This is a genomic window from Paragemmobacter kunshanensis (assembly GCF_011059185.1).
Lineage (GTDB): Bacteria > Pseudomonadota > Alphaproteobacteria > Rhodobacterales > Rhodobacteraceae > Paragemmobacter > Paragemmobacter kunshanensis.
In genome coordinates, this window is the sequence record NZ_JAALFE010000002.1 from 1 (window position 1) to 25,034 (window position 25,034).

25 protein-coding genes are annotated in these 25,034 nt (G+C 66.1%); 12 read left to right on the plus strand and 13 right to left on the minus strand.

The window, feature by feature from the left end; translation table 11 throughout:
- From repC to G5V65_RS02375, 3 genes are all read left to right on the plus strand, one after another.
- The coding region (gene repC / locus G5V65_RS02365; protein ID WP_241250418.1) for a replication initiation protein RepC at positions 1 to 680 on the plus strand (680 nt) is incomplete at its 5' end.
- A gap of 358 nt (positions 681 to 1,038) precedes the next feature.
- Positions 1,039 to 1,221, plus strand: a complete 183-nt coding sequence (locus G5V65_RS02370; protein WP_165046834.1) for a hypothetical protein — start codon at positions 1,039 to 1,041, stop codon at positions 1,219 to 1,221.
- A 111-nt stretch (positions 1,222 to 1,332) separates the two neighbouring features.
- The gene (locus G5V65_RS02375) at positions 1,333 to 1,848 is read left to right on the plus strand and encodes a winged helix DNA-binding protein (RefSeq protein ID WP_241250419.1); all 516 of its coding nucleotides are present in this window, start codon (positions 1,333 to 1,335) and stop codon (positions 1,846 to 1,848) included.
- Positions 1,849 to 2,002: 154 nt separating this feature from the next.
- Here G5V65_RS02375 and G5V65_RS02380 read toward each other — a convergent pair whose 3' ends face one another.
- Entirely contained in the window at positions 2,003 to 3,514 is a 1,512-nt protein-coding gene (locus tag G5V65_RS02380) for a flavin-containing monooxygenase (RefSeq protein WP_165046837.1), read from the minus strand.
- A gap of 55 nt (positions 3,515 to 3,569) precedes the next feature.
- Positions 3,570 to 4,337, minus strand: a complete 768-nt coding sequence (locus G5V65_RS02385; RefSeq protein WP_165046838.1) for an SDR family oxidoreductase — start codon at positions 4,335 to 4,337, stop codon at positions 3,570 to 3,572.
- Positions 4,338 to 4,507: 170 nt separating this feature from the next.
- Between G5V65_RS02385 and G5V65_RS02390 the strand changes: the two genes are divergently transcribed.
- Positions 4,508 to 5,482 (plus strand): AraC family transcriptional regulator, encoded by a 975-nt coding sequence (locus G5V65_RS02390; RefSeq protein ID WP_165046839.1) that lies wholly within the window; start codon positions 4,508 to 4,510, stop codon positions 5,480 to 5,482.
- Positions 5,483 to 5,533: 51 nt separating this feature from the next.
- Here G5V65_RS02390 and G5V65_RS02395 read toward each other — a convergent pair whose 3' ends face one another.
- From G5V65_RS02395 to G5V65_RS02405, 3 genes are read right to left on the minus strand one after another with little or no spacing between them, the layout of a single operon-like run.
- Positions 5,534 to 6,709: an acetyl-CoA C-acyltransferase gene (locus tag G5V65_RS02395; protein WP_165046840.1), complete on the minus strand. Its 1,176-nt coding sequence runs from the start codon at positions 6,707 to 6,709 to the stop codon at positions 5,534 to 5,536.
- Complete coding sequence (locus G5V65_RS02400) at positions 6,706 to 7,833, minus strand: 3-hydroxyacyl-CoA dehydrogenase (RefSeq protein WP_165046841.1); 1,128 nt, start codon at positions 7,831 to 7,833, stop codon at positions 6,706 to 6,708. Before G5V65_RS02400 ends, G5V65_RS02395 begins: the two co-directional genes overlap by 4 nt.
- Entirely contained in the window at positions 7,830 to 8,582 is a 753-nt protein-coding gene (locus tag G5V65_RS02405) for an enoyl-CoA hydratase-related protein (RefSeq protein WP_165046842.1), read from the minus strand. Before G5V65_RS02405 ends, G5V65_RS02400 begins: the two co-directional genes overlap by 4 nt.
- Before the next feature lie 127 nt (positions 8,583 to 8,709).
- On the opposite strand from G5V65_RS02405, the gene G5V65_RS02410 reads away from it, so the two are divergent.
- From G5V65_RS02410 to G5V65_RS02445, 8 genes are all read left to right on the plus strand, one after another.
- A complete protein-coding gene (locus tag G5V65_RS02410) occupies positions 8,710 to 10,995 on the plus strand; it encodes a bifunctional salicylyl-CoA 5-hydroxylase/oxidoreductase (protein WP_165046843.1) in 2,286 nt (761 codons plus the stop codon).
- Complete coding sequence (locus tag G5V65_RS02415; RefSeq protein ID WP_165046844.1) at positions 10,992 to 11,735, plus strand: SDR family NAD(P)-dependent oxidoreductase; 744 nt, start codon at positions 10,992 to 10,994, stop codon at positions 11,733 to 11,735. Before G5V65_RS02410 ends, G5V65_RS02415 begins: the two co-directional genes overlap by 4 nt.
- A complete protein-coding gene (locus tag G5V65_RS02420; protein ID WP_165046845.1) occupies positions 11,732 to 12,163 on the plus strand; it encodes a MarR family transcriptional regulator in 432 nt (143 codons plus the stop codon). The genes G5V65_RS02415 and G5V65_RS02420 overlap by 4 nt, the downstream gene beginning before the upstream one ends.
- The gene (locus G5V65_RS02425; RefSeq protein ID WP_165046846.1) at positions 12,163 to 12,975 is read left to right on the plus strand and encodes an enoyl-CoA hydratase family protein; all 813 of its coding nucleotides are present in this window, start codon (positions 12,163 to 12,165) and stop codon (positions 12,973 to 12,975) included. Before G5V65_RS02420 ends, G5V65_RS02425 begins: the two co-directional genes overlap by 1 nt.
- A 104-nt stretch (positions 12,976 to 13,079) precedes the next feature.
- A complete protein-coding gene (locus tag G5V65_RS02430) occupies positions 13,080 to 14,216 on the plus strand; it encodes an acyl-CoA dehydrogenase family protein (RefSeq protein ID WP_165046847.1) in 1,137 nt (378 codons plus the stop codon).
- Between the two features lie 19 nt (positions 14,217 to 14,235).
- Positions 14,236 to 14,688: a cupin domain-containing protein gene (locus G5V65_RS02435; RefSeq protein WP_165046848.1), complete on the plus strand. Its 453-nt coding sequence runs from the start codon at positions 14,236 to 14,238 to the stop codon at positions 14,686 to 14,688.
- 6 nt (positions 14,689 to 14,694) lie between these two features.
- Positions 14,695 to 15,102, plus strand: coding sequence for an acyl-CoA thioesterase (locus G5V65_RS02440; RefSeq protein ID WP_165046849.1), 408 nt, complete (start codon positions 14,695 to 14,697; stop codon positions 15,100 to 15,102).
- On the plus strand, positions 15,099 to 15,506 hold the full coding sequence (locus tag G5V65_RS02445; RefSeq protein WP_165046850.1) for a RidA family protein: 408 nt from the start codon (positions 15,099 to 15,101) through the stop codon (positions 15,504 to 15,506). The genes G5V65_RS02440 and G5V65_RS02445 overlap by 4 nt, the downstream gene beginning before the upstream one ends.
- 7 nt (positions 15,507 to 15,513) lie before the next feature.
- Here the strand turns inward: G5V65_RS02445 and G5V65_RS02450 are convergent, their stop codons facing one another.
- The 8 genes from G5V65_RS02450 to G5V65_RS02485 all read right to left on the minus strand — a co-directional run bounded on the left by G5V65_RS02450 (position 15,514) and on the right by G5V65_RS02485 (position 24,975).
- Complete coding sequence (locus G5V65_RS02450; RefSeq protein ID WP_165046851.1) at positions 15,514 to 17,139, minus strand: AMP-binding protein; 1,626 nt, start codon at positions 17,137 to 17,139, stop codon at positions 15,514 to 15,516.
- An 80-nt stretch (positions 17,140 to 17,219) separates the two neighbouring features.
- Entirely contained in the window at positions 17,220 to 18,671 is a 1,452-nt protein-coding gene (locus G5V65_RS02455) for an APC family permease (protein ID WP_165046852.1), read from the minus strand.
- Positions 18,672 to 18,756: 85 nt separating this feature from the next.
- Complete coding sequence (locus tag G5V65_RS02460; protein ID WP_165046853.1) at positions 18,757 to 19,266, minus strand: flavin reductase family protein; 510 nt, start codon at positions 19,264 to 19,266, stop codon at positions 18,757 to 18,759.
- Positions 19,267 to 19,271: 5 nt separating this feature from the next.
- Positions 19,272 to 20,612, minus strand: a complete 1,341-nt coding sequence (locus G5V65_RS02465) for a glutamine synthetase family protein (RefSeq protein ID WP_165046854.1) — start codon at positions 20,610 to 20,612, stop codon at positions 19,272 to 19,274.
- Positions 20,609 to 21,289: a TetR/AcrR family transcriptional regulator gene (locus G5V65_RS02470; protein WP_165046855.1), complete on the minus strand. Its 681-nt coding sequence runs from the start codon at positions 21,287 to 21,289 to the stop codon at positions 20,609 to 20,611. The genes G5V65_RS02465 and G5V65_RS02470 overlap by 4 nt, the downstream gene beginning before the upstream one ends.
- Positions 21,286 to 22,578: an alpha/beta fold hydrolase gene (locus G5V65_RS02475; protein ID WP_165046856.1), complete on the minus strand. Its 1,293-nt coding sequence runs from the start codon at positions 22,576 to 22,578 to the stop codon at positions 21,286 to 21,288. The genes G5V65_RS02470 and G5V65_RS02475 overlap by 4 nt, the downstream gene beginning before the upstream one ends.
- Positions 22,579 to 22,582: 4 nt before the next feature.
- Positions 22,583 to 23,926 (minus strand): acyl-CoA dehydrogenase family protein, encoded by a 1,344-nt coding sequence (locus G5V65_RS02480; RefSeq protein ID WP_241250420.1) that lies wholly within the window; start codon positions 23,924 to 23,926, stop codon positions 22,583 to 22,585.
- Positions 23,926 to 24,975 carry a peptidase M29 gene (locus G5V65_RS02485; protein WP_165046857.1) on the minus strand — a complete coding sequence of 350 codons (1,050 nt, stop codon included), beginning with the start codon at positions 24,973 to 24,975 and terminating at the stop codon, positions 23,926 to 23,928. Before G5V65_RS02485 ends, G5V65_RS02480 begins: the two co-directional genes overlap by 1 nt.
- Between the last annotated feature and the right edge of the window lie 59 nt (positions 24,976 to 25,034).

Genomic DNA, 25,034 nt, shown 5'->3' on the forward strand with positions numbered 1-25,034 from the left:
CCAGAATGCTGCGGGTTCGAGGCTTGATCCACCCGACTTCGGCCGTTTGCGCGACGACAGACACCGCTCGGGGCGAAGAACGCTTGCCCAGCGAGCAAAATCAGGCGATCTTGAAGTCAAGCGGCAGGCCACTTGGGGAATGTCGGATAAAGAAGACTCAAGAAATGAACCCCAGGGAGGTCATTTCTGAACCTCATATACTAATTACAAATCAACTTATTCCTGTAACTAGTAATTCCTCTGAAAAAGAGGAAGCGGCGGATGTCGTGCCCAATGCACGACCCGAGGAGCGGGTTGATGGGGAACTGGAAGACTGGGTTGCAGAGGTGCGCAAGAAGCGAACCGCGCTTGACCTGCCAACAATCATGCAGGCCTGTCCAGAGTTCGCGTCCTGGGCGCGTAATATGGGCGGATTCCTGAAGGATTGGGGCGATCTGCATCGGGTTGCCGGGCAACTCAGGCCGATGATCGGGATTTCGGAGCATGCTTGGAACGTGGCTCAGGACCGAATGGGCACTCAGGTGGCCACGGCTGCGTTTGCACTTGTGTTCGAGAAGCACAGCGCGGGCGAGGTTGCCTCACCAGGCGGATATCTGCGCGGCATGGTCGAGAAAGCCGGGGCAGGGGAGCTGCATCTTGAGCGTAGCTTTTATGGCAGGCTCAGCGGGCAAGCGGCGTAAGAGGGTAAGATTAAAAGATGTTACGCATCCGCAGGTGTAGGCAGGGCTGTAGAAAATATCTTGCCGATCTGCTGAATATGCTAACTATCTGCCAAATAACGATAATTTAGCACCTTGTGCAAGATTTTGCCGATTCCCGTTGCGGATTTTGCGTCCGCAGATACCTCTGCTGTTCCAAATCAATGGCTTCGACAAAAACGCAGGCATGGCGCGGTGTGGTGAGGACCCGCTGAAATTGGCCAGGACAGCGTCAATGCTCGAGAAAAGTGAAAGTGTCCTTCGGGTTTTGTGACTGACGGATGAGGGCCTTTGGGGTCCCTCAGATGGGTCCGGGCCGGATTCCGGTCTGTCTTTCCTGATGAAGGGCATTCCGATGCAAACAGGTGTTTTGCGCGTGTTGCGCGCGACCGCTGCCTGGTGGTGGCGACACAAGGAACTACGCCGAATTGGCCAGACGGGGCAGGCACAACGGCTCGAGCGCGAGACCGTCCTGCGTGATCTTGGCTATCTCAGTGGAGTTTTGAAAGTATTTTATGTTTGAAAGTCTATCGTAAAATCCATTTGCGTCAACGGGGCTGTGCTGGGATGGTCGGGGGCAGGGGGAGCGAAAGCGATGGCCGAGAAAAATATTCAAACTCAAAAGGATGCACCTTTGCGGGGGCTCGACTGGCATTGGCATCTGGCGGAAGGCCCGGCCGAGGTGGACACGACCGAGCTGGAATTCGCCCTGATGCGGACCTTCGAGGGATTCGGGCGCTGGCAGTCGGAATGCCTGGCGTCGGTCTGCGACCTGGCGGCGACGGGGCCGGAGAATGCGCTGTTGCACATCATCCGGATGAATGAACGGCCCAAGACGATCAAGGATCTGGCGCGGCTGACGAACCGGGATGACGTGCCGAACATCCAGTATTCGCTGCGCAAGCTGATCGGGGCAGGGCTGGTGCTGCGCAAGGGATCGGGCCGGTCCGGCGTGACCTATGAGGTGACGGAGGAAGGCCGCCGGGTGACCGATGACTATGGCGCGCTGCGGCGGCGGTTGCTGATCCAGGCGGTGGCGAATGTGCCGGGCTTTGGCGACCGCCTGGCGGAGGCGACGCGGACGCTGAACCTTCTGTCGGGGATCTATGAAGAGATCTCGCGCGTGGCGGCGACGCATCGGCGCGGATGAGGGGCACCCCCTGCGCGGAACGTCTCACCCCGCCCCCTCTCCCTGACCCTCTCCCCCGGGGGGAGAGGGAAGGGTGCCCGGTTCTGGATCGTGGCGATGGCCGTGCCGTTGCGCGCCCCCTCTCCCCCCCGGGGAGAGGGTCGGGGTGAGGGGGTCAGGCCAGCGCGGGCTTGCCGAGGCTGGCTTGCGGGCGGTCCAGCCTGCGGTGCAGTTCCCTGGCCACGCGGGCATAGCTGCCGGGTTTGACGGGCATCTGCCATTCCATGAAGCGCTGCATCGCCCCGATGCCCAGGCCCATGTCGCCCAGCAATTCGTCGATCTGGTGCATGGAGAAGGGGATGATGTTGGTGCCGCGCGCGTGCTTGCCTTCGGTCCGCGCCTCCATCCAGCGGAGGCGGGCGTCGGTGGCGGCCAGCTGGTCGCGGTCGGAGGGCAGGTTCAGCGCATCGCCCAGCAGCGCCGCGATCCAGAGCGCGCCCATTTCCGCCGAGAGCGGCGAGAAGAAGGAGGAGTTGTAGCCGTTGAAGGCGAGGTTCCGCACCCCCGTGGGCAGGATGCAGCGGTAGAGGCGGAAGTTGCCGCGATCGTCCATGATGCGGGCCTGCAGCGCGGGGTCGAGGAAGGGAACCTCTTGCCGCCAGCCGGTGCCGCAGATGACGATGTCGGCGGGGATCTTTTCCCCCGATTTCAGCAGGGCATAGCGGCGCCCGCCTTCGACGAGGAGTTGGGCGATGGCGGTATCGCGCTTGATGGCGATGCGCCCTTTTTCCACCAGCCCGAAGAACCCGTCGGTGACAAGCGAGACGGTAGAGCGCGCGATGCGTTCGAAGGACCCGCGCGGCAGGGCGTTCAGCTTTTTCAGCTTCAGCTGTTTCGTGATGACCGACTGGACAGAGCCGAGCATGGAATTGCGGACAGGCCTGCCTGCGCCGTGCAGGAACTTCTCCACCCCCTGAAGGCGGATATAGGGGAACAGCCCTTCGCCCATGCGGGTAAGGAAGAGGTATTTGTAATTCAGCACCCCTGCCAGTTTCTTGGGCATCTTCCAGATCAGTTCGCGGGCGACGACGGTCATGGAGGCTGCGGCATCGACAAGGCCCACGGCCACGTCGCAAGAGGATTTGCCGTAGCCGATGACGACGACATGTTTGCCGCGCGCCTCGGCTTCGTTCAGGAATTCCGAGGAATGGCAGATCGTGCCGCCAGCCTGCCTGAACTCTGCCGCGCCGGGGAAATCGGGGATGGCGGGGGCCGAGAAGATGCCGTTGCAGATGGTCAGGAAATCGAAGCTGTCGGTCTGCTCCGCCGCACCCTTTGGTTGGAAGGTGACGGTCCAGCGCCCGTCCGCGCCTTGGGTCGCGCGGGTGACGGGGGTGGACAGGCGGATCAGGGGTTTCAGGCCGAAGGTTTCGGCATAGTCGTTCAGATAGGCCTGCACCTGCTGGCCCGAGGGCCATTCGGGATAGTGCTTCGGCATCGGGAAGTCGGAGAGGCAGTAGGTGTCCTTGCCGTTCTGGGTGGACACGCCGGGATAGAGGCGGGTCGTGGACCAGACGCCGCCCACGTCATGCACCTTTTCGAAGACGGTCACGTCATGGCCGAAGTCGCGCAGGTGGCGGGCGGTGGTGAGGCCGGCGAAACCGGCGCCGATGATGGCGATTTTCATGTGTATTCCCCGTTGGTTGGGGGCGGGGGCGTTCTGCGGCCCCTTCGCCCATATGTCAGGACATCAGGAGCGGGATGGCCGGTTCGGCGCGTTCCGGCCCCATCGCGGTGTAGCCGCCATCGACGCGGATATCGGTGCCGGTGATGAAGGAGGCCTCGTCCGAGCAGAGGAAGAGGACGGCAGAGGCCACCTCTTCGGGGTTCGCCACGCGGCCCAGCAGGTGGAAGGGGGCGGCCACGGCATCGGTCTTGGCGCGGTTGCCGTTCGTCAGCTGGTCCATGATGTTCGACCATGTCCAGCCGGGGCTGACGGCGTTGACGCGGATGCCCTTGGGCGCAAGGTCCATCGCCTGATTGCGGGTCAGTTGCAGGATCGCGGCCTTGGATACCGGGTAGAGCCAGCGCCCCGTCTGCGCCACGCGCGAGGAGATGGAGCCGAAGTTGACGATGGCGCCCTTGTTGCGGGCCAGTTCCTCTTCGGCCGCCTGCATCAGCATGACGGAACCCACGATGTTGACGTTCAGGCTTTCCAGCCAGTCCGCGCGCGAGGAGGCCGCGCCATTGTCGAGGTAGGAGCAGGCGACGTTCACGAGAAAGTCGATGCGGCCGAATTTCGCCTTGGTGGCGGCGACGAGGGCGGTGATGTCGGCATCTTCGCGCAGGTCGCAGCGGTGGAAGGCGACGCCTTCGGCGAATCCCCCGCCTTCGGCGATGTCGGCCACCATGACCTTTGTTCCCGCCGCCACGAAGGCATCGACCACGGCGCGACCGATCTTGGTGCAGCCGCCGGGGATGATGGCCACCTTGCCTGACAATCCGCGCATTCCGACACTCCCTGATTATTCTTTAGGTTTGAAGGGATTGTGCGCCGATGGGTCCGGCGGGCTATCCGGGGGGCGCGGGGATTATCCGGAAAACGAAAAAAACGTGACTCGCCGGGGTCGGATTGCCGCAGGGCGTGTTACGCTTTGCCGTGGAAAATAAAGGTGCGCCGATGGGTCTGCCGCTTCTGAAGGATCATGCGCTGTTCCGATCCCGCGACCTTGACGAGGCGCGGGAGCGGGTGGCGGCGGTTTTCTGCCCCCACCGGCTGGAAACGCTGGGGGCGCGGAGCCTGTTCGACGCCTGCCACCACCATCTGCCCGGGCAGCGGCTGTCGCTGAACTATATCGAATACGGGGCGAAGACGCTGATCGCGCCGGGGGAGCTGGGCGGGTTCTACCTCTTGCAGATCCCGCTGGAAGGCGGGGCCGAGATCAGCAACGGGATGGGAAGCTATGCGTCCACGCCAGAGCGGGCGGCGATCCTCAACCCGCATCTGCCGACGCGGATGACCTGGGAAGAGGGGACGCGGCAGGTGCTGGTGCAGGTGTCGCGCAAGGCGATGCAGGATCATCTGGCCGGCGTGCTGGGCGGCGCGTCGGACCGGCCGCTGACATTCGAGGGGCCGCTCGATCTGACCGCCGGGCCGGGGGCGGCGCTTCGGCGGCTCGTGATGTGGCTGGTGGCCGAGGCGGATGCGGGCAGCCCGCCCATCGGGACGGGGCTGATGGCGCGGCAGATCGAGGGGACGGTGCTGTCGGGGTTGCTGGAGGCGCGGCACGATCACGCGGCGCAGATCGCGCGGCAGAAGGCGGCGCCGCGCCCGCGTCATCTGCGGCTGGCGGAAGGGTATATCGAGGCGCATCTGGACCAGCCCATCACGCTGGAGGAGGTGGCGCAGGCGGCGGGGATTTCGCCGCGCGGGCTGCAATTGGCCTTCCGCGAGTTTCGGGGGACCACGCCGCTGGGCTTCTGGCGCGAGGCGCGGCTGGCGCGGGCGCATGCGGATCTGATGGCGGCAGGTCCGGGAACCAGGGTGACGGATGTCGCGCTGCGCTGGGGGTTCACCCATTTCGGACGGTTTTCCGAGATGTATCGCGCGCGCTACGGGCTTTGCCCGCGGGATGCGCTGCGGGCGGGGGGGTGACTCCCCTCCCCGCGGGCGGGGAGGGGTTGGGGGAGGGGTCGCCGGGATGGGTCAGACGGCCAGCAATTCCAGCGCGACGCCCTGACCCACGCCAACGCAGAGCGTGACGAGGGCGCTTTTGCCGCCCGTTTCATGCAGGCGGCGGGCGGCGGTGCCAGCGATGCGCGCGCCCGACATGCCCAAGGGATGGCCCATGCTGATCCCGCCGCCATAGGCGTTCACCTGCGCGGCGTCGTCGGGAATGCCCCAGGCGCGCAGGCAGGCGAGGGTCTGGGCGGCGAAGGCCTCGTTCAACTCGATCACGCTGTAATCGCCGGGCTGCCTGCCGGTGCGGGCGGTCAGCCTTTCGGCTGCGGCGACGGGGCCGATGCCCATCACGCGCGGCGCGACACCGGCAGAGGCCGCCGCGCCGACACGGGCAAGGGGGGTGAGGCGGTGGCGCTTCACCCCGGCGGCAGAGGCGAGGATGAGGGCGCAAGCGCCGTCATTGATGCCTGCGGCATTGCCTGCGGTCACCGTGCCGCCCGTGCGGAAGGGGGCGGGGAGGGCGGCCAGTTTCTCCATCGTCGTGGCGCGGGGGTGTTCGTCCTGCGCGACCACGGTGTCGCCCTTGCGGGAGCGGATCGTCACGGGAAGGATGTCGGCGGCGTGCCAGTCGGCGCTGTAGCGGGATTGCGAGCGGAAGGCGAAGGCGTCCTGATCCGCGCGCGGGATGGCATGTTCGGCGGCCACGTTTTCCGCCGTTTCGGGCATGGAATCGGTGCCATAGGCGCGGGCGATGCGGTCGTTGACAAAGCGCCAGCCGATGGTGGTGTCGTGGATTTCCGCCGCGCGGGAGAAGGCGGTTTCGGCCTTGGCCATGACGAAGGGGGCGCGGGTCATGCTTTCCACCCCGCCCGCGATGATGACATCGGCCCCGTCGCGGATGGCGCGGGCGCCCGCGATGACGGCGTCTAGGCCCGAGGCGCAGAGGCGGTTCACGGTCAGGGCGGGGGTGGATTCGGGAAGGCGCGAGAGGAGGACGGCCATGCGGGCGACGTTGCGGTTATCCTCGCCCGCCTGATTGGCGCAGCCCATGATCACCTCGTCCACGGCCAGGTCGGGGTGCAGGTCCAGCAGGCCGTCGATCACATGGGCGGCCATGTCGTCGGGGCGGACCGTGGCCAGCGCGCCGCCGTGGCGGCCGATGGGGGTGCGGCGGTGGGCGCAGAGGAAGACGTCGGTCATGGGATCAGTCCGGGGGCGGGGAGGTAGCGGGATTTCAGATGCGCGGGGGCGGCGGCTTCCAGCGCGGCGAGGGTGTTCAGGATCGTGTCGCGGCCGTGGGTCTGGACGATCTCGAACGGGCCGCGCGGGAAGTTGAGACCGAGTTTCAGGGCGGTGTCGATGCCTTCGGCGGTCGTGCCGCCTTCGGACAAAAGCCACGCGCCTTCGTTGGCGAGGGTGGCTTCGATCCGCAGCGCGATGGATGCGGCATCGGGTGGCGGGGGCGCATCAATGGCGGGCAGGGTGAAGCCCGTGCCGGTCTTGCGCCCCAGCGCGCCCCGCTCCACCTGCGCCTTGAGTGCAGTGAAGACGTGGTAGCGCGGGTGGTTGCCCATCGCGGCAGAGAGGCTTTCGGTGGCGGCAAGGTTGATGTCGGCCCCGATCAGGTCGATCAGCGCGAAGGGGCCGAGGCGATAGCCTGCGGCGCGCATGGCGGCGTCTATGTCCTGCGGGCTGCGGCCTTCCTCCAGCAGCGCAAGCGCCTCACCGTAATAGGGGCGGGCGCAGCGGTTGACGATGAAGCCGGGGCGGTCGGCGCATTGGATGACGGTCTTGCCTGCGGCTTCGGTCAGGGTGCGGGCGGTGGAGAGGGCCTGCGGGGTGGTGCCTGCGTGCGGGATCAGTTCGACAAGGCGCATCACCGGGGCGGGGTTGAAGAAATGCAGCCCCAGCAGGCGTTCGGGATGGGCAAGGCCGCGCGCGATGGCCGCGACGGAGAGGGAGGAGGTGTTGGTCGCCAGCACCGCATGGGGGGAAAGGTGGTCTTCCAGCAGGGTGAAGACGGATTGCTTGGCGGGAAGGCGTTCCACGATCGCCTCGACCACCATCTCGGCGGGGGCGATATCCTCCACCCGGTCGGTGACGGTGAGGCGGGAGAGGAGGGCGGCGCGGTCGCCTTCGGTCATCGCGCTCTTGTCGATGCGGGGTTGCAGGCTGGCCGAGAGGCGCGACAGGGCCGTGGCGCGGCTGTCGGGGCTGGCATCGGTGGCGCGGACGGGGTGGCCTGCGGCGGCGAAGACCTGCGCGATGCCAAGGCCCATGGCGCCAAGGCCGATGATGCCGATGGTGGGTCTGGCGGCGGTCATTGGCCCATGAACCTTGGCTTTTCGCGGGCGCGGAAGGCACGGATGCCTTCGGCCTTGTCGGCGGTGTCGAGGAGGGTTTCGAAGGCGGCGCGTTCTTCCGTCAGGGCCAGCGCGCGGTCTTCGCCTGCGATCAGCGCGGCCTTGGCGGCCATGAGGGCGAGGGGGGCGCGGGTGGCAAGGCGCGCGGCGAGTTGGGTGGAGAAGGTGGCGGCGTCCTCTTCCAGATGGGCGGCGATGCCCCAGCCATGCGCGGTCTGCGCGTCGATGATTTCGCCCGTCAGCACCATCCGCATGGCGCGGGCGCGTCCGGCCAGCGCCATGAGGCGTTGACCGCCCCCCGCGCCGGGGATGAGGCCGAGATTGGTTTCCGGCAGGCCGAGGCGGGCGCTGGGAGACAGCACCATGATGTCGGCCATGAGGGCGAGTTCGAAGCCGCCGCCCAGGGCGAAGCCTTCGACCAGCGCGATGATCGGCTTGGGAAAGGCGCGGATGGTGGCCCAATGGGTTTTCCTTGGGTCCGTGGCGCCTTCGGCACTGGTCTTGTGTTCGATTTCGCCAATGTCGGCCCCGGCGGCGAAGTTGCCCTCCGCCCCCCGCAGCACGACGGCGCGGATCGCGGGATCGGCGGCGAGTGTCGTCAGCGCATCGGCCAGCGCGCCCAGAAGCGCGGTGTTCAGCGCGTTCTTCTGTGCGGGGCGGTTGAGGGTGAGCGTCACCCACCCGTCATGGCGTTCGGTCAGCAGGTCCATGCGGCCATCTTCGCGGGCTGCGACAAAATTTCAAGCCCGAAAATTTCAAACTTGAAATTGTTTTGCGATGGTGTCAGCCTTTTCGCCAGATGGGCGCATTCCGCGCCGGATGACGGGATTTCGGGCGATGAAGATTCTCTGCCTTGGGGGCGGGCCTGCGGGCCTTTACTTCGCGATTTCGATGAAACTGCGCGATCCGTCGCATCAGGTGACGGTGCTGGAGCGGAACCGTGCGAATGACACCTTCGGCTGGGGGGTGGTGCTGTCGGACGATGCGCTGGGGCGGATGGCGAAGAACGACCCCGTGTCGACGCAGGCGATCCGGGATCATTTCGCCTATTGGGACGATATCGCTGTCGTGCATGACGGGGTGCGGACGGTTTCCGGGGGGCATGGGTTCGCGGGGATCGGGCGCAAGCAGATGCTGATCCTGCTGCAGGCGCGGGCGCGGGAATTGGGCGTCGATCTGCGGTTCGAAACCGAGTTCAAGACGGCCGAGGAGTATCGCCGCGATTACGATCTGGTGGTGGCGTCGGACGGGATCAATTCGGCGGTGCGGCGGGAATATGCGGACGTCTTCCAGCCCGATATCGACATGCGCCTGTGCAAGTTCGTCTGGCTGGGCACGCATCAGAAATTCGACGACGCCTTCACCTTCATCTTCGAGAAGACCGAGCATGGCTGGGTCTGGGCGCATGCCTATCAGTTCGACGACAATACCGCGACCTTCATCGTCGAATGCGCGCAAGAGACGTGGGACAGGTGGGGCTTTGCCGACATGTCCAAGGAGGACACGGTGGAGACGTGCCGCAAGATTTTCGCGCGGCATCTGGGCGGTCACGCGTTGATTTCCAACGCGGCGCATCTGCGCGGGTCGGCGGTTTGGATGAACTTCCCCCGCGTGATCTGCGGGACGTGGTATCACCAGAACGTGGTGCTGATGGGGGATGCGGCGGCGACGGGGCATTTCTCCATCGGGTCGGGGACGCGGCTGGCCTTTGATAGTGCGATTGCGCTGGCCGAGTATCTGCATTCCGAACCGACGATGGAGGGCGCGTTCCAGCGCTATCAGGACGAGCGGCGGGTGGAGGTGTTGCGTCTGCAATCGGCGGCACGGAATTCTCTGGAATGGTTCGAACAGGTGGAGCGCTATCTGGACCTGCCGCCGGAGCAGTTCGCCTATTCCCTGCTGACACGCAGCCAGCGGATCAGCCACGAAAACCTGCGGCTGCGCGATCCGGCGTGGTTGCGGCGGGCGGAGGACTGGTTCCAGGAACAGGCCGGGGGGCAGCCCGGCCGCGCGCCGATGTTCGCGCCCTTCCGGCTGCGCGACATGGCGTTGAAGAACCGCGTCGTGGTGTCGCCGATGGCGCAATACAAGGCGGTGGAGGGCTGCCCCACGGATTGGCATCTTGTCCATTACGGCGAACGCGCCAAGGGTGGGGCGGGGCTGGTCTATACGGAGATGACCTGCACATCCGCGCAGGGCCGCATCACGCCCGGCTGTCCCGGGCTTTATGCGCCGGAGCATGAGGCGGCGTGGACGCGGATCGTGGATTTCGTCCATGCCGAGACGGAAGCAAAGATCTGCTGCCAGATCGGCCATGCGGGGCGGAAGGCTTCGACGCAGATCGGGTGGGAGGAGGGGGATGCACCTCTGCCTTCTGGGAATTGGGAGATCATTGCGCCTTCGGCTTTGCCGTGGTCGCCGAAGAACGCCGTTCCGCGCGAGATGACGCGGGCGGATATGGAGGCGGTGACGGCGGAATTCGTGGCGTCGGTGGAGATGGCGAAGCGCGCGGGGTTTGACATGATCGAACTTCATGCGGCGCATGGCTATCTGATTTCGTCCTTCATCTCTCCGAAATCGAACAGGCGGTCGGATGAATATGGCGGATCGCTGGAGAACCGGATGCGCTGGCCGCTGGAGGTGCTGCGGGCGATGCGGGCGGCCTGGGGTGAGGAGAAGCCGCTGTCGGTCCGTATCTCGGCCACGGATTGGGTGGGGGATGAGGGCGTGACGCCGGATGAGGCGGTGGAGATCGCGCGGATGTTTGCGGGCGCGGGGGCGGATATCATCGACGTCTCGGCGGGGCAGACGTCGGTCGATGCGCGGCCTGTCTATGGGCGGATGTTCCAGACGCCGTTCAGCGACCGTATCCGCAACGAGGCGGGGTTGGCGACGATGGCGGTGGGGAACATTACCGAGCCTGACCATGTGAATTCCATCCTGCTGGCGGGGCGGGCGGATCTGGTCTGCCTTGCGCGGCCGCATCTGGCCGATCCCTACTGGACATTGCATGCGGCGGTGGCGATGGGGGATGCTGCGACGGAATGGCCGCTGCCCTATCTGGCAGGGCGCGATCAGGCGCGGCGGTTGGCACAGAAGGCGGTCGAGGTGATCCGGGCATGAGCGTGGCAGGGCGGCGGGTTCTGGTGACGGGCGGCGGGTCGGGCGCGGGGGCGGACCTTGCGCTGGGCTTTGCCCGTGCGGGCGCCGCCGAAGTGGTGATCTGCGGGCGGCGGGTGGAGGCCTTGGCTTCGGTCGCCGCGCAGCATGAGCGTATCCGGGCGCTGCCCTGCGATGTGACGGATGAGGCGTCGGTTCAGGCGCTGTTCGCGCAGGCGGGGCGGGTGGATGTGGTGATCGCCAATGCAGGCGCGGCGGATAGTGCAGTGCTGGCCAAGACCACGCTGGCGCAGTGGAACGCGATGATTGCGGTGAACCTGACGGGGGTTTTCCTGACCTTCCGTGAAGGCCTCAGGCAGTTCGATGGCTGGGGGCGGTTGATTGCGGTGGCATCCACCGCCGGGGTGAAGGGCTATGCGAAGGTCGCGCCTTATGCGGCGGCGAAGCATGGGGTGATGGGATTGGTGCGGTCCGTCGCCTTGGAGGTGGCGCGGGGGCCGGTGACGGCGAATGCGATCTGTCCGGGGTTTCTGGATACCGAGATGACGGAACAGTCGATCCGGGTGATTTCGGAAAAGACGGGGCGGACGGCCGATCAGGCGCGGGCGGCGCTGGAGGGGATGTCGCCTCAGGGGCGGCTTTACCGTCCCGATGAGGTGACGTCGGCGGCCTTGTGGCTGTGTTCGGAGGGGGCGGCGGGCGTGAACGGGCAGGGGATCGTGATTTCGGGAGGTGAGGTGTGAGCGACTCGCTTTCGAAACGGCGGTTGAAGATGTGGATCCGGCTGCTGGGCGTGACGCGCGCGGCGGAGGGGGAGTTGCGCGAATTCCTGCGGGTGCAGCATGGGACGACCCTGCCGCGGTTCGACGTGATGGCGGCGCTGTACCGGCGGCGGGAGGGCGTGACGATGAGCGAGCTTTCCCGGATGCTGCTGGTATCGAACGGGAATGCGACGACAGTGGTGGACCGGCTGGAGTCGGATGGTCTGGTGCGGCGGACGCCAAGCGAGACGGATCGGCGGACGGTCTTTGTCGCCTTGACGGCAGAGGGGCTGGCGCAGTTCGAGGGGCTGGCGGCGGGGCATGAGGCGGAAGTGGCGCGGATGTTCGGGGGCCTGTCGGAGGCCGATCTGGACGCGCTGACGGATATCCTGAAGCGGATGGGGGCGTGATGGGCGCGATGGCGGGGCTGAAGCCCGAACATTTCCTGTGGGAGGTGGTGGACCGGGTGGCCGTGGTGCGGCTGAACCGGCCGGAGCGGAAGAATCCGCTGACCTTCGAGAGCTATGCCGAGTTGCGGGATACCTTCCGCGCGCTGGTCTATGCCACGGATGTGGATGTGGTGGTGATCGCGCCGAACGGGGGGAATTTCTGTTCCGGCGGGGATGTGCATGACATCATCGGCCCGCTGGTGGGGATGGAGATGAAGGAGCTCTTGGCCTTTACCCGGATGACGGGGGATCTGGTCAAGGCCATGATCGGCTGCGGCAAGCCCATCATCGCGGCGGTGGATGGCGTCTGCGTGGGGGCGGGGGCGATCATGGCGATGGCGTCGGACCTGCGGCTGGCCAGCCCTGGGGCGAAATGCGCCTTCCTGTTCACGCGTGTGGGGCTGGCAGGGTGTGACATGGGGGCCTGCGCGATGCTGCCGCGCATCATCGGGCAGGGGCGGGCGGCGGAACTGCTGTACACGGGCCGCGTGATGCGGGCGGAGGAGGGGGAGCGGTGGGGCTTCTGGAACGCGCTGCATGCGGCGGAAGAGTTGGAGGCGGCGGCGATGACGCTTGCGCGGGCCTTGGCGGCGGGGCCTGTCTTCGCGCATGGGATCACCAAGACGCAGCTTAACCAGGAATGGAACATGGGGCTGGAACAGGCGATCGAGGCCGAGGCGCAGGCGCAGGCGATCTGCATGCAGACGCGGGATTTCGAGCGGGCCTATCGGGCTTTCGTCGCCAAGGAGACGCCGGTGTTTCGCGGGGATTGAGATGTCGCAGGGCGATTTTTCTGCGAAAAATCAGGGGGCGTTCCGCCCCCTCGTCGCTGACGCTCCTCACCCCCTGAGGGTATTTTTGCCAAGATGAAGATGACATGAGCGATAGAACCTTTCTGGACTGGCCCTTCTTCGAGGCGCGGCATCGCGAGTTGGCGGTGGCGCTGGAGGAATGGTGTGCGGCGCATCTGCCGGTGGATCATGGCGATGTGGATGCGGCCTGCCGCGGGCTGGTGGCGATGCTGGGGGCCGGGGGGTGGCTGCGCCATTCCGGGGCGGGGGCGGGCGAGCGGCTGGATGTGCGCACGCTCTGCCTGATCCGCGAGACGCTGGCACGGCATGACGGGTTGGCGGATTTCGCCTTTGCCATGCAGGGGCTGGGGATGGGGGCGGTGAGCCTGTTCGGCACGCCCGCGCAGCAGGAGTGGCTGGCGCGGACGCGGGTGGGGGCGGCGATTTCGGCCTTTGCGCTGACAGAACCCGGATCGGGGTCGGATGTGGCGGCGACGTCGACCAAGGCCACGCGGGTGCAGGGCGGCTGGTTGATCGAGGGCGAGAAGACCTGGATTTCCAATGGCGGGATTGCCGATGTCTATGTCCTCTTCGCGCGGACGGGTGAGGGGCCGGGGGCGAAGGGGTTGTCGGCCTTCCTGATGCCCGCTGACACGCCGGGGCTGGAGGTGGTGGAGCGGTTGGAGGTGATCGCGCCGCATCCCTTGGCCACGCTGCGGATGAAGGGGCTGGTGCTGCCGGAGGAGGCGCTGATCGGCGAGGCGGGGGCGGGGTTCAAGATCGCCATGTCGGTGCTGGATGTGTTCCGGTCCACCGTGGGGGCGGCGGCGCTGGGCTTTGCGCGGCGGGCGCTGGACGAGGCGCTGGCGCGCGTGAAGGCGCGGCGGATACAGGGGCAGGCGCTGGCGGAATTGCAGATGGTGCAGGGGCATCTGGCGGATATGGCGGTGAAGATCGACGCCGCGGCGCTGCTGGTCTATCGGGCGGCATGGAAGAAGGACAATGGCGCGGCGCGGGTGACGCGCGAGGCGGCGATGGCGAAGCTCTATGCCACCGAGGCCGCGCAGGAGGTGATCGACATGGCGGTGCAGTTGCATGGTGGAGATGGCGTGCGGCACGGGTCGGTGGTGGAAAGCCTCTATCGCGAAATCCGCGCGCTGCGGATCTATGAGGGGGCGTCGGATGTGCAGCGGGTGGTGATCGCCCGCAGCATCCTGAATTGAACAACGGGAGGGACAGGACATGACCAAGGCACTTGACGGCGGTATCACCCGCGATGGCACGGCCTATCACGGGCGCGAGCTGAACATTCTGGGGCAGCGCTATTTCCCCAAGGCCAGTTGCGAGGCGAGCTTCGCCTTCGAGACCAACAGCGAGCCGGGGCAATACGTGCCGGTCCATGTCCATCCCACGCAGGATGAGTTCATCCTTGTGCAGGAGGGGCAGTTGGAGCTGAAGCTGGATGGTGTCTGGCAGACCGCCCGCGCGGGCGATCTGGTGCGGATGCCGCGGGGCGTGCCGCATGGCTATTTCAACAAGTCCGACAAGCCCTGTCGCGCGCTGTTCTGGGTATCGCCCGCAGGCAAGCTGGAGGCGCTGTTCGACACGCTGCATGACATGACGGATATCCCCGCCATCGTCGCCGCCTCGGCGGCGCATGACGTGGATTTCCTGCCACCCGAAGCCAACGACTGATCGGTCATGTATCAGCGCACGATCCGGGTGGAGTTCAACCATTGCGATCCGGCGGGGATCGTCTTCTATCCCCGCTATTTCGAGATGACGAATTCCGTGATGGAGAATTTCTTCCGCGAGGTGGTGGGCTATTCCTATCACGCCATGATGGATGACGGGATCGGCGTGCCGACCGCGCGGGTGGAGACGGATTTCCGCGCGCCCTCGCGCCTTGGCGATGTGCTGGATTGGGGGATGGTGGTCGAGGCGGTGGGCGGATCATCGGCCACCTTCCGGCTGGAGGCGCGCAGTGGCGCGGAACTGCGGCTGATCACGCGGCTGGTGCTGGTGTGGATGTCGCCCGAGCATCGGCCCGCCCGCTGGCCGGATCGTATTCGCGCGGTGCTGACCGCGCATCTGGAGACGAAAGAATGACCGACAGCACGCTGCAATTCCTGCATCCGTCGCATTGGAAGCCCGCCATCGGCTATTCCAACGGGGTCGCCGCCACGGGGCGGATGGTCTTTACCGGGGGGATCATCGGCTGGAATGCCGATCAGGTTTTTGAAACCGATGATTTCGTGGGGCAGGTGGAACAGGCCCTGAAATCCATCGTCGAGGTGCTGGCCTGTGCTGGTGCGGGGCCGGAGCATCTGGTGCGGCTGACATGGTATGTCACCGACAAGCGGGAATATCTGGGTTCGCTGAAGGAGTTGGGCCGCGTCTACAAGGCGGTGATCGGGCGGCATTACCCGGCGATGGCGCTGGTGCAGGTGGTGGCGCTGGTCGAGGACCGCGCCAAGGTGGAGATCGAGGCGACGGCGGTGATTCCCGCCTGAGCGTCAGCTAGCCGCGCAGGCGGAAGCGCTGGATCTTGCCGGTCTGGGTTTTCGGCAGCGCTTCGGTGAAGATCACGCGGCGGGGGTATTTGTAGGGCGCGATGACCTTCTTCGCGTGGTCCTGCAGGAGTTTCACCATCAGCGCATCGCCCGCATGGCCGGGGGCCAGCACCACATGCGCCTCCACCACCTGACCGCGGTCCGCGTCGGGCGCACCGATAACGGCGCATTCGAGGACGGCGGGATGGGAGAGGAGGGCGGCCTCCACCTCCGGCCCGGCGATGTTGTAGCCTGCGGAGATGATCATGTCGTCGGAGCGGGCGGCGAAGTGGAAGCGCCCCTCGTCATCCTGCCAGAAACTGTCTCCCGTCAGGTTCCAGCCGTCCCTCACATAGGCGGTCTGGCGTCTGTCGGCCATGTAGCGGCACCCGGTGGGGCCGCGCACGGCAAGGCGGCCGACCTCTCCCCTTGGCAGTTCCTCCATGTCGGGGCCGACGATGCGCGCCTGATACCCAGTGACGGGGCGGCCGGTGCAGCCGGGGCGGTGGTCATCGAAGCGGTTGGTCAGGAAGATGTGCAGCATCTCGGTCGCGCCGATCCCGTCAAGCATGGGCTTGCCCGTCTTGGCCTGCCATTCCTCATAGACCGGGGCGGGAAGGGTTTCGCCCGCGCTGACGGCGGCGCGTAGCGACGACAGGTCGGCGCCTTCGTCCATCGCCTTGAGCATCACGCGATAGGCGGTGGGGGCGGTGAAGCAGATGGTGGCGCGGTGTTCGGTGATGATGTCGATCATGTTGGGCGGGCTTGCCTGTTCCAGAAGCGCCGCCGCCGCGCCGAAGCGCAGGGGGAAGATGGCAAGGCCACCGAGGCCGAATGTGAAGGCAAGGGGTGGAGAGCCGACGAAGACGTCGTCGGGGGTGACGCCCAGGACTTCCCGCGCATAGCCGTCGGCGATGATCAGAAGGTCGCGGTGGAAATGCATCGTGGCCTTGGGTTCGCCCGTGGTGCCGGAGGTGAAGCCCAAGAGCGCCACGTCGTCGCGCCCCGTGGGGGGCGGGGTGAAGCGGACGGATTTTCTCAGCGCGATGCGGTCAAGTTCGGCATCGTGGTTGGCGGTGCCGTCAAAGCCGATCACCGTGTGCAGGAAGGCGCTCTCCTTCTGGCAGGTGACGAGGTCCTCCATCAGGCGGGTGTCGCAGAGGGCGTGGGTGATCTCGGCCTTGTCGACGATCTTGGCCAACTCGCCCGCGCGCAGCATGGGCATGGTGTTCACCACCACCGCGCCCGCCTTGGTGGCGGCCAGCCAGCAGGCGACCATGGCGGGGTTGTTGGCGGATCGGATCAGGACGCGGTTGCCGGGTTTGACGCCGTAATCGTCGACCAGCGCATGGGCGATGCGGTTGGTCCAGTCGGTCAGTTCCTTGTAGGTGCGGCTGCGGCCATTGCCGATCAGGGCGGTGTGGTCGCCAAAGCCGCGCTCCACCATGCGGTCGGTCAGTTCGACGGCGGCGTTCAGCCATTCGGGATAGGCAAAGCCGTCAAGCATCAGGTCGGGCCATTGATCCGCCGGGGGCAGGTTGTCGCGGGTGAAGCTGTCGACATGGCCTGACGGGCCGAGGGAGAGGCTGTGCATGGCGGGCCTTCGCGGAACGGGTGGAATGGGGAAGGGTGGGGGGTGCGGGGGGCGGGACGCCGCCCCCCGCGCGGGTGGGATCAGGACCGGTTCTCGCCCATCCGGGCGAAACCGGCAGGATCCGCCTTTTCCAGCCGCAGCGCGGCCAGCCAGCCGATCAGCGCCGCCGCCGGGATGATGGCGGGCAGGATCCAGCCCAGCGCGCCGCCGGTGGTGCCGGTCAGGTCGCCGAAGTTCAGGAAGATATAGACGAAAAGCGCCGCCATGATCAGCCCGGAAACGGCGGGCAGGATCAGGGTGGCAAGCGGGCCTTCGCCCTTGGCGTTCGACCGGAAGAAGGCGATCACGGCAAGCGATGTCACCGTCATCATCCCCAGCACGCCCAGCGTGCCCACCTGGCTGATCCAGGTGAACATGTTCAGGATCGGGTCCAGCCCCAGCCCGGCAAAGACCGCCAGGATCACCAGCGCGCCGATGGTCTGCACCACAGATCCGACATGCGGGCTGGAATGCGCGTCATGGGTGCGGCCAAAGGCTGCGGGCAGAAGCCCCTCGCGCCCGGCGACATAGCTGTAGCGGGCGATGTAGTTGTGAAAGGCCGAAAGCGCGGCAAAAAGGCTGGAAACCAGCAGGATCCCCGCGATCGGCGGCACCGGGCCGCCCACATAGATGTCGGCCAGCATGAAGAAATACTCGGTCGGGTCAGCCAGTCCGCCGATGGTCGGGATCAGGTTCTCTGCCCCGACGCCCGCGATCATCAGCCAGGTGGTAAAGACGAAGAACAGACCGATCATCAGGACCGACAGATAGGTCGCGCGCGGGATGGTCTTTTCGGGATCACGCGCCTCTTCGGCATAGATCGTGGTCGCCTCGAACCCGATGAAGGAGCCAAGGCAGAAAAGGATGGCCGCGGTCAGCGACCCCGAGAAGATGGCATTGGTGTCGAAGAGGTTCACCGAAAGCCCGCCCGCATCCGCCGCCCCGCCCGCGCCGAGGATGGCGAAATCGACGATCAGCACGATGAGGTATTCCAGCGCCACCAGCACGATCAGCACCTTGGCCGACAGGTCCACCTGCCGATAGCCCAGGATGCCCACCAGCAGGATGGCGATCAGGCTCCAGCCCCACCAGGGCAGGTTGATGCCGAAACTGCCGAAGACGCCTGCGGCGATGCCGCCCAGAAGGCCGATCAGGCCGAATTGCATGGCGTTATAGGCGGCCAGCGCGGTAAAGGCCGTGGCCCCGGCCCAGCGCCCGCCAAGCCCGCGCGCGGCATAGGCATAGAAGGCGCCCGCGTTCTTCACGTAACGCGACATGGCGACATAGCCCACCGCGAAGGCCAGCATCACCAGCGTCATGAAGAGGAAGGTCGCGGGGACGCCCGTCCCGTTGCCGATCAGAAAGGCGATGGGCACCGCCCCCGCCACCCCCGTCAGCGGGGCCGCGGCCGAGATCACCATGAAGGTGACGGCCAGCAGCCCCAGCGAATTGCGGCGAAGCTGGTTGGCCCCGCCCTGCGAAATCTCGGTCATTGTCCACTCCTTGTTGGTTGGCGAGGCCGGTCTTGCTGCCGGTTGCCGGTTCTTTCCGGGGCGAGCGGGCCCGCCCCGGAGGATGTCAGTCCCCCTTGGGCAGATGGACGGCCCGGCGATAGGCGCGCTGGCCGTAAAGCAGGGCCGAGGGGGTGTCGGACAGGCGCACGGAATGGACCTGTCCGACGATGATGTGATGCGTCTCCCACAAGAGGGCCGTGGCAAGACGGCATTCGAAAACGGCGGTGGCCCCGGCCAGAAGGGGCTGGCCCAGGGGGCCATGCGTCCAGTCCGCCTGGGCAAAGCGCTGGGCATGATCGCCCCCCGCACGGCCGGCAAAGAGGTTCGATATCTCTTGCTGATCTTCGGCCAGAAGATTGGCGCAAAAGGCCCGGTTGGCCAGGATGGCCGCGGCGGCGGGGCTCTGGTGGTGGATGCAGGCCAGAAGCGAGGGCTGTTCCCCATCCGCCGAAACCGAGGTGAGCGAGGAGATCGTCACCCCCGCCAGCCCCCCCGGCCCATCGGTCGTGGCGACGGAAACGAAGGTGGCGGCGCGGCTCATGCCTTCCAGAAAGCGGGCGCGAAGGGTTTCCATCCGCCTCAGCCCAGATCGAAGAAGCGTTCGAGTTCCACATCCGGCACCCGGCGGCGGAATTCGTCATGCTGGCATTCGCGGGTGGCGGTGAAGGCCTCGACGAAGCGGGGACCGAGCCAGTCCTTGGCGAAGTCCGATCCCCGCAGGCGGTCGATCGCCTCGGGCATGGACCGGGCGAAATCGCGGGGCGGGGTCTGGGCATAGCCCGAGCCGATGGTTTCAGGATCGGGTTCCACGGCCTCGAGGATGCCCGCCACGCCTGCGGCGATGGTGGCGGCGGCGGTGAGGTAGGGGTTGGTATCGGCCCCCGGCAGGCGGTTTTCCACCCGCAGGCTGCCCGCGTCATGGCCCACGAGGCGGAAGCAGGTGGTGCGGTTCTCATATCCCCAGGTCAGGCCGGGGGGGGCAAAGGTGCCCGGCGCGAAACGGCGATAGCTGTTCACCGTGGGCTGGAAGATCAGCGTCATGTCGCCGATGTATTTCTGCAGGCCGCCGAGGAAGTGCCGGAAGGTCTGGCTGACGCCGTTCTTGCCGCCCTCGTCCCAGAAAAGCGGCTTGCCCGCCTTGTCCTTCAGGCTGACATGCAGGTGGATCGACTGGCTGTCGGCCTGTTCGTTCCAGCGCGGCATGAAGGTGACGGATCGGCCCTGACGCAGGGCCAGCGCGCGGATGAAGTTCTTCAGAAGCACCAGTTGGTCGGCCGGTTCCAGCCCCTCGCCCGCGCCGATGCAGGCCTCCATGAAGCCTGCGCCGATCTCCTCGTGCATCTTGGCAAGGTTGATCTTCAGCGGTTCGCAGATGGCAGAGATGGCTTCGTACCATTCCGTCTGCACGGCCTGATAAAGGATCAGGTCATGGCTTGCATGCTGGGTCGCGGGTTTCAGATTGCGATAGCCCTTGGCGCGCGCGCTTTCGGCGGTTTCGTCGAACAGCGTGTATTCCAGCTCCATGCCGTATTTCGGGATGAACCCGGCCGCGCCTGCCCGCGCCAGCACCGATTTCAGGATCGACCGGGGGCAGATCTGGGCCGAGGCCCCGGTGTAGTTGGACAGGACCAGCAGATCATGCCCGGGCTTCGACCAGGGCATCTGCCGCACGGTGGTAGGGTCGAGTTCCAGCGGATCGTCATGGAAATCGCCGCTGTCGTCATTCACGCCCGGAATCGTCAGCATGGCATCGGTCGGATCCAGCGCCAGTTGCGCGGGGGCCATGCCCATGCCGTTGCGGGCAATGCCCTTCAGGCTTGAGACGGAAACCATCTGCCCGCGCAGAAGGCCGTTGGTATCTGCCATGGCCACGGTTGCGAAACGGCTGGCCGGATCGGCGAGGAAGTCGTCGAGTGTCATTCCCTGTTCCCTGTCAAACGGGCGCTTTCAAGCGCCTCTAGCTGTTCGAGATCGTGCATCGGATGGGTGGAATAGGCGCGCAGGAAGACGCGCAGCCCGTTCATGATGTAGCGGCCCAGCTGCGCCCGCGTGGGCTGGCTGTCGGGCAGGTAAAGCGCCTGGGTGCGCGGGGCCGAAAGGATCAGGCCCCAAAGATCCTGCGCGGCAAGTTCGGCATCGTCGAAGGACAGCCGCCCCGCCGCGCGCTGGCCGGTCAGATAGGCCATGATCCCGCGCAGCAGTTCATCCGGGCCCGAGGATTGGTAGGCGCGGCCGATCTCGGGAAAGCGCTGCACCTCGCCGATGATCAGCCGGGCCAGCGACAGCATGTCGGGGCGCATCACCGTATCGGCATAGGCCCAGGCAAAACCCAGAAGATCCGCCACCATTCCCCCGGGCGAGGGATGTTCGAAGACCGTCAGCATGACATCGCCCTTGCCGTGCATCATGGCCTGAAAGAGCGCCTCCTTGCTGTCGAAATACTGGTAGAGCGTGGGCTTCGACAGGCCCGCCTCGGCGGCCACGGCATCCATGGTGGTGCCGGAATAGCCCTGTTCGGAAAACACCTTCAGAGCGGCCTCCAGAATGCGCCGCTCACGATCAATCCGGTTCTGGGCGCGGCGGGAGGGGGCGGTCATGCGGGCAGGCCCTGCAGGAAATCGGTCAGGTGGCGGTTATAGGCATCCGGTGCCTCGACATTGCAGACATGGCCCGCGCCGGGGATCACCTCGAACCGCACGTCGGGGCGGGGGGCGCTGTCCCAGATGCGGCCCGCCACGGCGCGGATCTCGGCCGGCGGGGCGAGGCGGTCATGCTCGCCGGTCATCATCAGGACGGGCATCGTAAGGCGCGAAAAGTCGAAGCGTTCCAGCGGGTTGGTGAAACAGACCAGCGCATCGCGATAGGTCGAGGCGGGAATCGCGGCCATGGAGGCCAGGAGATCGGCCTTCACCCCGTCAGAGGCATCTGGTCCTGCCAGCACCTTCACCACGGCGGGGGCGAAATCGGCCGGGACCTGACCCGCGTTCAGCGGCACCTCGCGCGACAGGCGGAAGGCCTCACGCTCTTCCGGCCCGGCCTCGGACATGCCGGTGCAGCCGCCCGACAGGACGAGGCCGTCCAGCATCTCGGGGTGGCGCATGGCGAAGGAGGTGGCGATCCATGAGCCGTAGGAAAGGCCCACAAGAACAAGGCGGCGCGCGCCGAAGGTTTCGGCCACGCGCAGGATATCGGCGCAGTAGTCATCGACGGTCGAACCGCGGGGGCCGAGCGTGCTGTCGCCATAACCGCGCAGGTCCAGCGCGGCGGCGCGGATGTGATGGCCTGCCGCGCCCAGCTGCGCGCGCCAGTTGCCGCGGTTGCCGCCGATGCCGTGGAGGAAGAGGCAGAGCCTGCCATCGCCGCGATCGGGCGTGGCGGAAAGGCCAAGGCGGGGCAGGGCGTCGATCGTCAATCCGGTGATCGGCTGCGGGGCTGGTGCGGGGGGGTGCGGGGGGGTGCCCTGCACCCCCCCGGCCCCCCTCAGTGCCTCGATCCCGGCCTCAAATACTGCGCGGGTGCCGTCGCAGATCTGGGTCAGGCGGGCGGCGGGGGCGGCGATGGTGGCGGTCCATGTCACCACCGACCCGCCCGCATCAGAGGGCGAAACAGTCAGCCGCGCGTCATAGCTTTCGGCCCCCGCGATGCCGTCCAGGTGGGTATAGGCCAGCACCCGGTCGCTGTCGGAGAAATAGGTCTGCTGTTCGCGGTAGAGCGTATCCTCGCCCGTCACGGTGAAGGCGCGGATCAGGTGGCCGCGTCCATCACGTTCGGTGCGGATCGTGGCGATCCAGGGATGCCATGCCCCGCCGAAATCCCGCGCCACGGCCCAGACCTGGGCCGGGTCGGCGGCGACATGGGCGTGGACGTGAACGCGGTCGCGCCCCATGGCCCTAGCGCAGCCCCTTGAGCGATCCGGCATCCCCGCGCCAGAGCGAGTTGCGCGCGCCGCCCTCGTCCCCCGGCGCGGTGTCGATTTCGTCCATGTCGTAAAGCGTCAGGATCGACAGGTAATCTTCCATGATTTCCGACGTATAGGGCAGCATCAGCGCGCCGCAGCGGCTGTCGCGATACATCCGTTCCAAGGGCAGAGAGCGCAGCATGGACTGCCCGCCGCAGGTGCGGATGGCCATGCTGGTCATTTCCGCCGCGCCTTCCATGACGTTGTACTGCGCGGCATACATGCGCATCACCTCGGCCTTTGTCGGGAACCCCTTCGCCTCGGAGAAGGCCTGCCACCAGAGCGCGCGCATATTGGCAAGGCGGGCATACATCTTGCCCACGGCGATGCGTTTCGTTGCATACATGCGGCGGTCGATGGGGGGCTGACCGGGGACCTGACCCTTGAGATAGGCCACGGTGAAATCAAACGCCCCCTGCGCCACGCCCATATAGGTGGGCGAGAGCGTTGCCATCATATGCGGCCAGTTGGGCAGGGTCTTGCCGAAGATGCCGCGCGGCATCAGCATGTCTTCGGCCGTGACGAAGACATCTTTCAGGATCAGGTCGCGGCTGTTCGTGCCGCGCATCCCCAGCGGATCCCATTCGCCCTTGACCGTCAGCCCCGGCGCATCCTTGTGGACGACGAAGAGCATCGTGTCCTCATGCCGGGGCTCCACGCCTTCGAAGACCTCGGTGCAGACGATGGTGTAGTAATCGCAGTACCCCGCAAGCGAGGCGAATTTCTTGAACCCGTTGATCTTCCAGCCGCCTTCGACGGCGCGGCACTGGGTCTGGTTCGGTTTCGACGTCCAGTTCTGCCCGCCTTCCGAGATGGGCTGCGAATAGATCGCCTTTTCCGCAATCGCCCGCTTGAACTGCCGTTCGCGCAGGGGGGCGAATTCGGCGCGTTCCGCATCCGTCAGGTTGGGCATGTCGAACATGAAGCGCGACCATGCCATCGAGGAATTGTGCATGTTGAAGGTGAGCGCGGTCGCCCCGCAATATTTGGCGATTTCCGCCCCCACCATGGCATATTCCCACATGGTGAAGCCCATGCCGCCATATTCTTCCGGGATGCAGAGCGTCAGGAACCCCGCCTCGGCCAGATCGCGGTAATTGTCGACGGGGAACGATGCCTCGTCATCCACGGCCTTGGCGCGGGCGGCGAAGGTCGCGCCCATGGCGTTGACCTTGTCCAGCATGGCCAGCACCTCGGGGCGGATGCGCGATAGGTCATAGTAATCGCCGGGGCTGCTCATGGGCATGGCGGCGGTGATCGGGCGCTGTTCGGTCATCAGGCAAGCTCTCCCTGCAAAACGCCATCGCGGACGACGACGCGCCCGTCGAGGGCGATGGTGCAATTCCTCATCGGAAGGTCGAAATGGCCGAGCGTGTAGCGCCCGGCATATTGATTGGCGCCCGTGGACCACAGGAACGACCCCGCAATGGCGCGGAATTCCACGGCCTGCATGTCGCGCTTGTCATACATGGCGGCCGAGACCCATTTCGCGCCGTGGTTCATCCCCCAGCCGACATGCGAAAGGCCATAGGCGTTCCGGTCCTCCCACGCCTCCATGTATTCGCGCAGGTGCAGGGCATCTATGCCGTCGCCCTTGATCGCGGTGACGAAGTCCTTCTCGATGGTGAAGTCGATCCGGCTGGTGAGGAAGGTCTTGAACGTCAGGTTCATGTCGCCCACGTCCATGACGATGCGCCCGTTCACCGCCTCCTTGCCGGGGAAGGCAAGGCAGAGGCCACCCGGCCAATGCGCCACAGCGCCGGGGGTGGTGCCGAAGCCCGCGGTCCCGCCGCAGGGCGCGCCGCGCAGATCGACCGTCAGGTCGGTTCCGGCGGCAGAGGTGACGCGCATCTCGGACGCCTCGCGCAGCATCTGGATGCCGATCTGAAGCTTGATCGCGTCCTCGGCCCTGGGTTCGGTGCGTTCCAGGATTTCGGGATGTTCGTTGGTGATGACCAGAAGGCGGGTGCGCCCCGCCTCTTCGATCTCCGGCCATTCGGGGGCGTGGATCAGCCCCTCGACCGTGCAATCGACGATGATGTCGACACGTTTCAGCGCCTCGATCACCGCGCGGTTGCCCTGGATCGCCCAGCTTGTTCCGGTGGATTTCACCGGGACCGGGGCCGATTGCGCCGGGGTGGGCATCTGGATCATGCAGAAATCCGCGCCGAGGTCATAGGCCGCGAGTTCGCACAGATGCACCAGCACCGGCCGCGACTGCGTTTCCGACAGGATCGCCACCTGCGTCCCCTTGCCGATCCCGTTCAGCGCGAGGACGCGCCGAAAGGCGGCAAGCCATTTGCCTTCGATGCGTTCCTGAAGCATCCCCACCATCCCTGTTGTGCGATTCGCTTCGATGCGAAATCTTAACTCTTGGGTTAAGG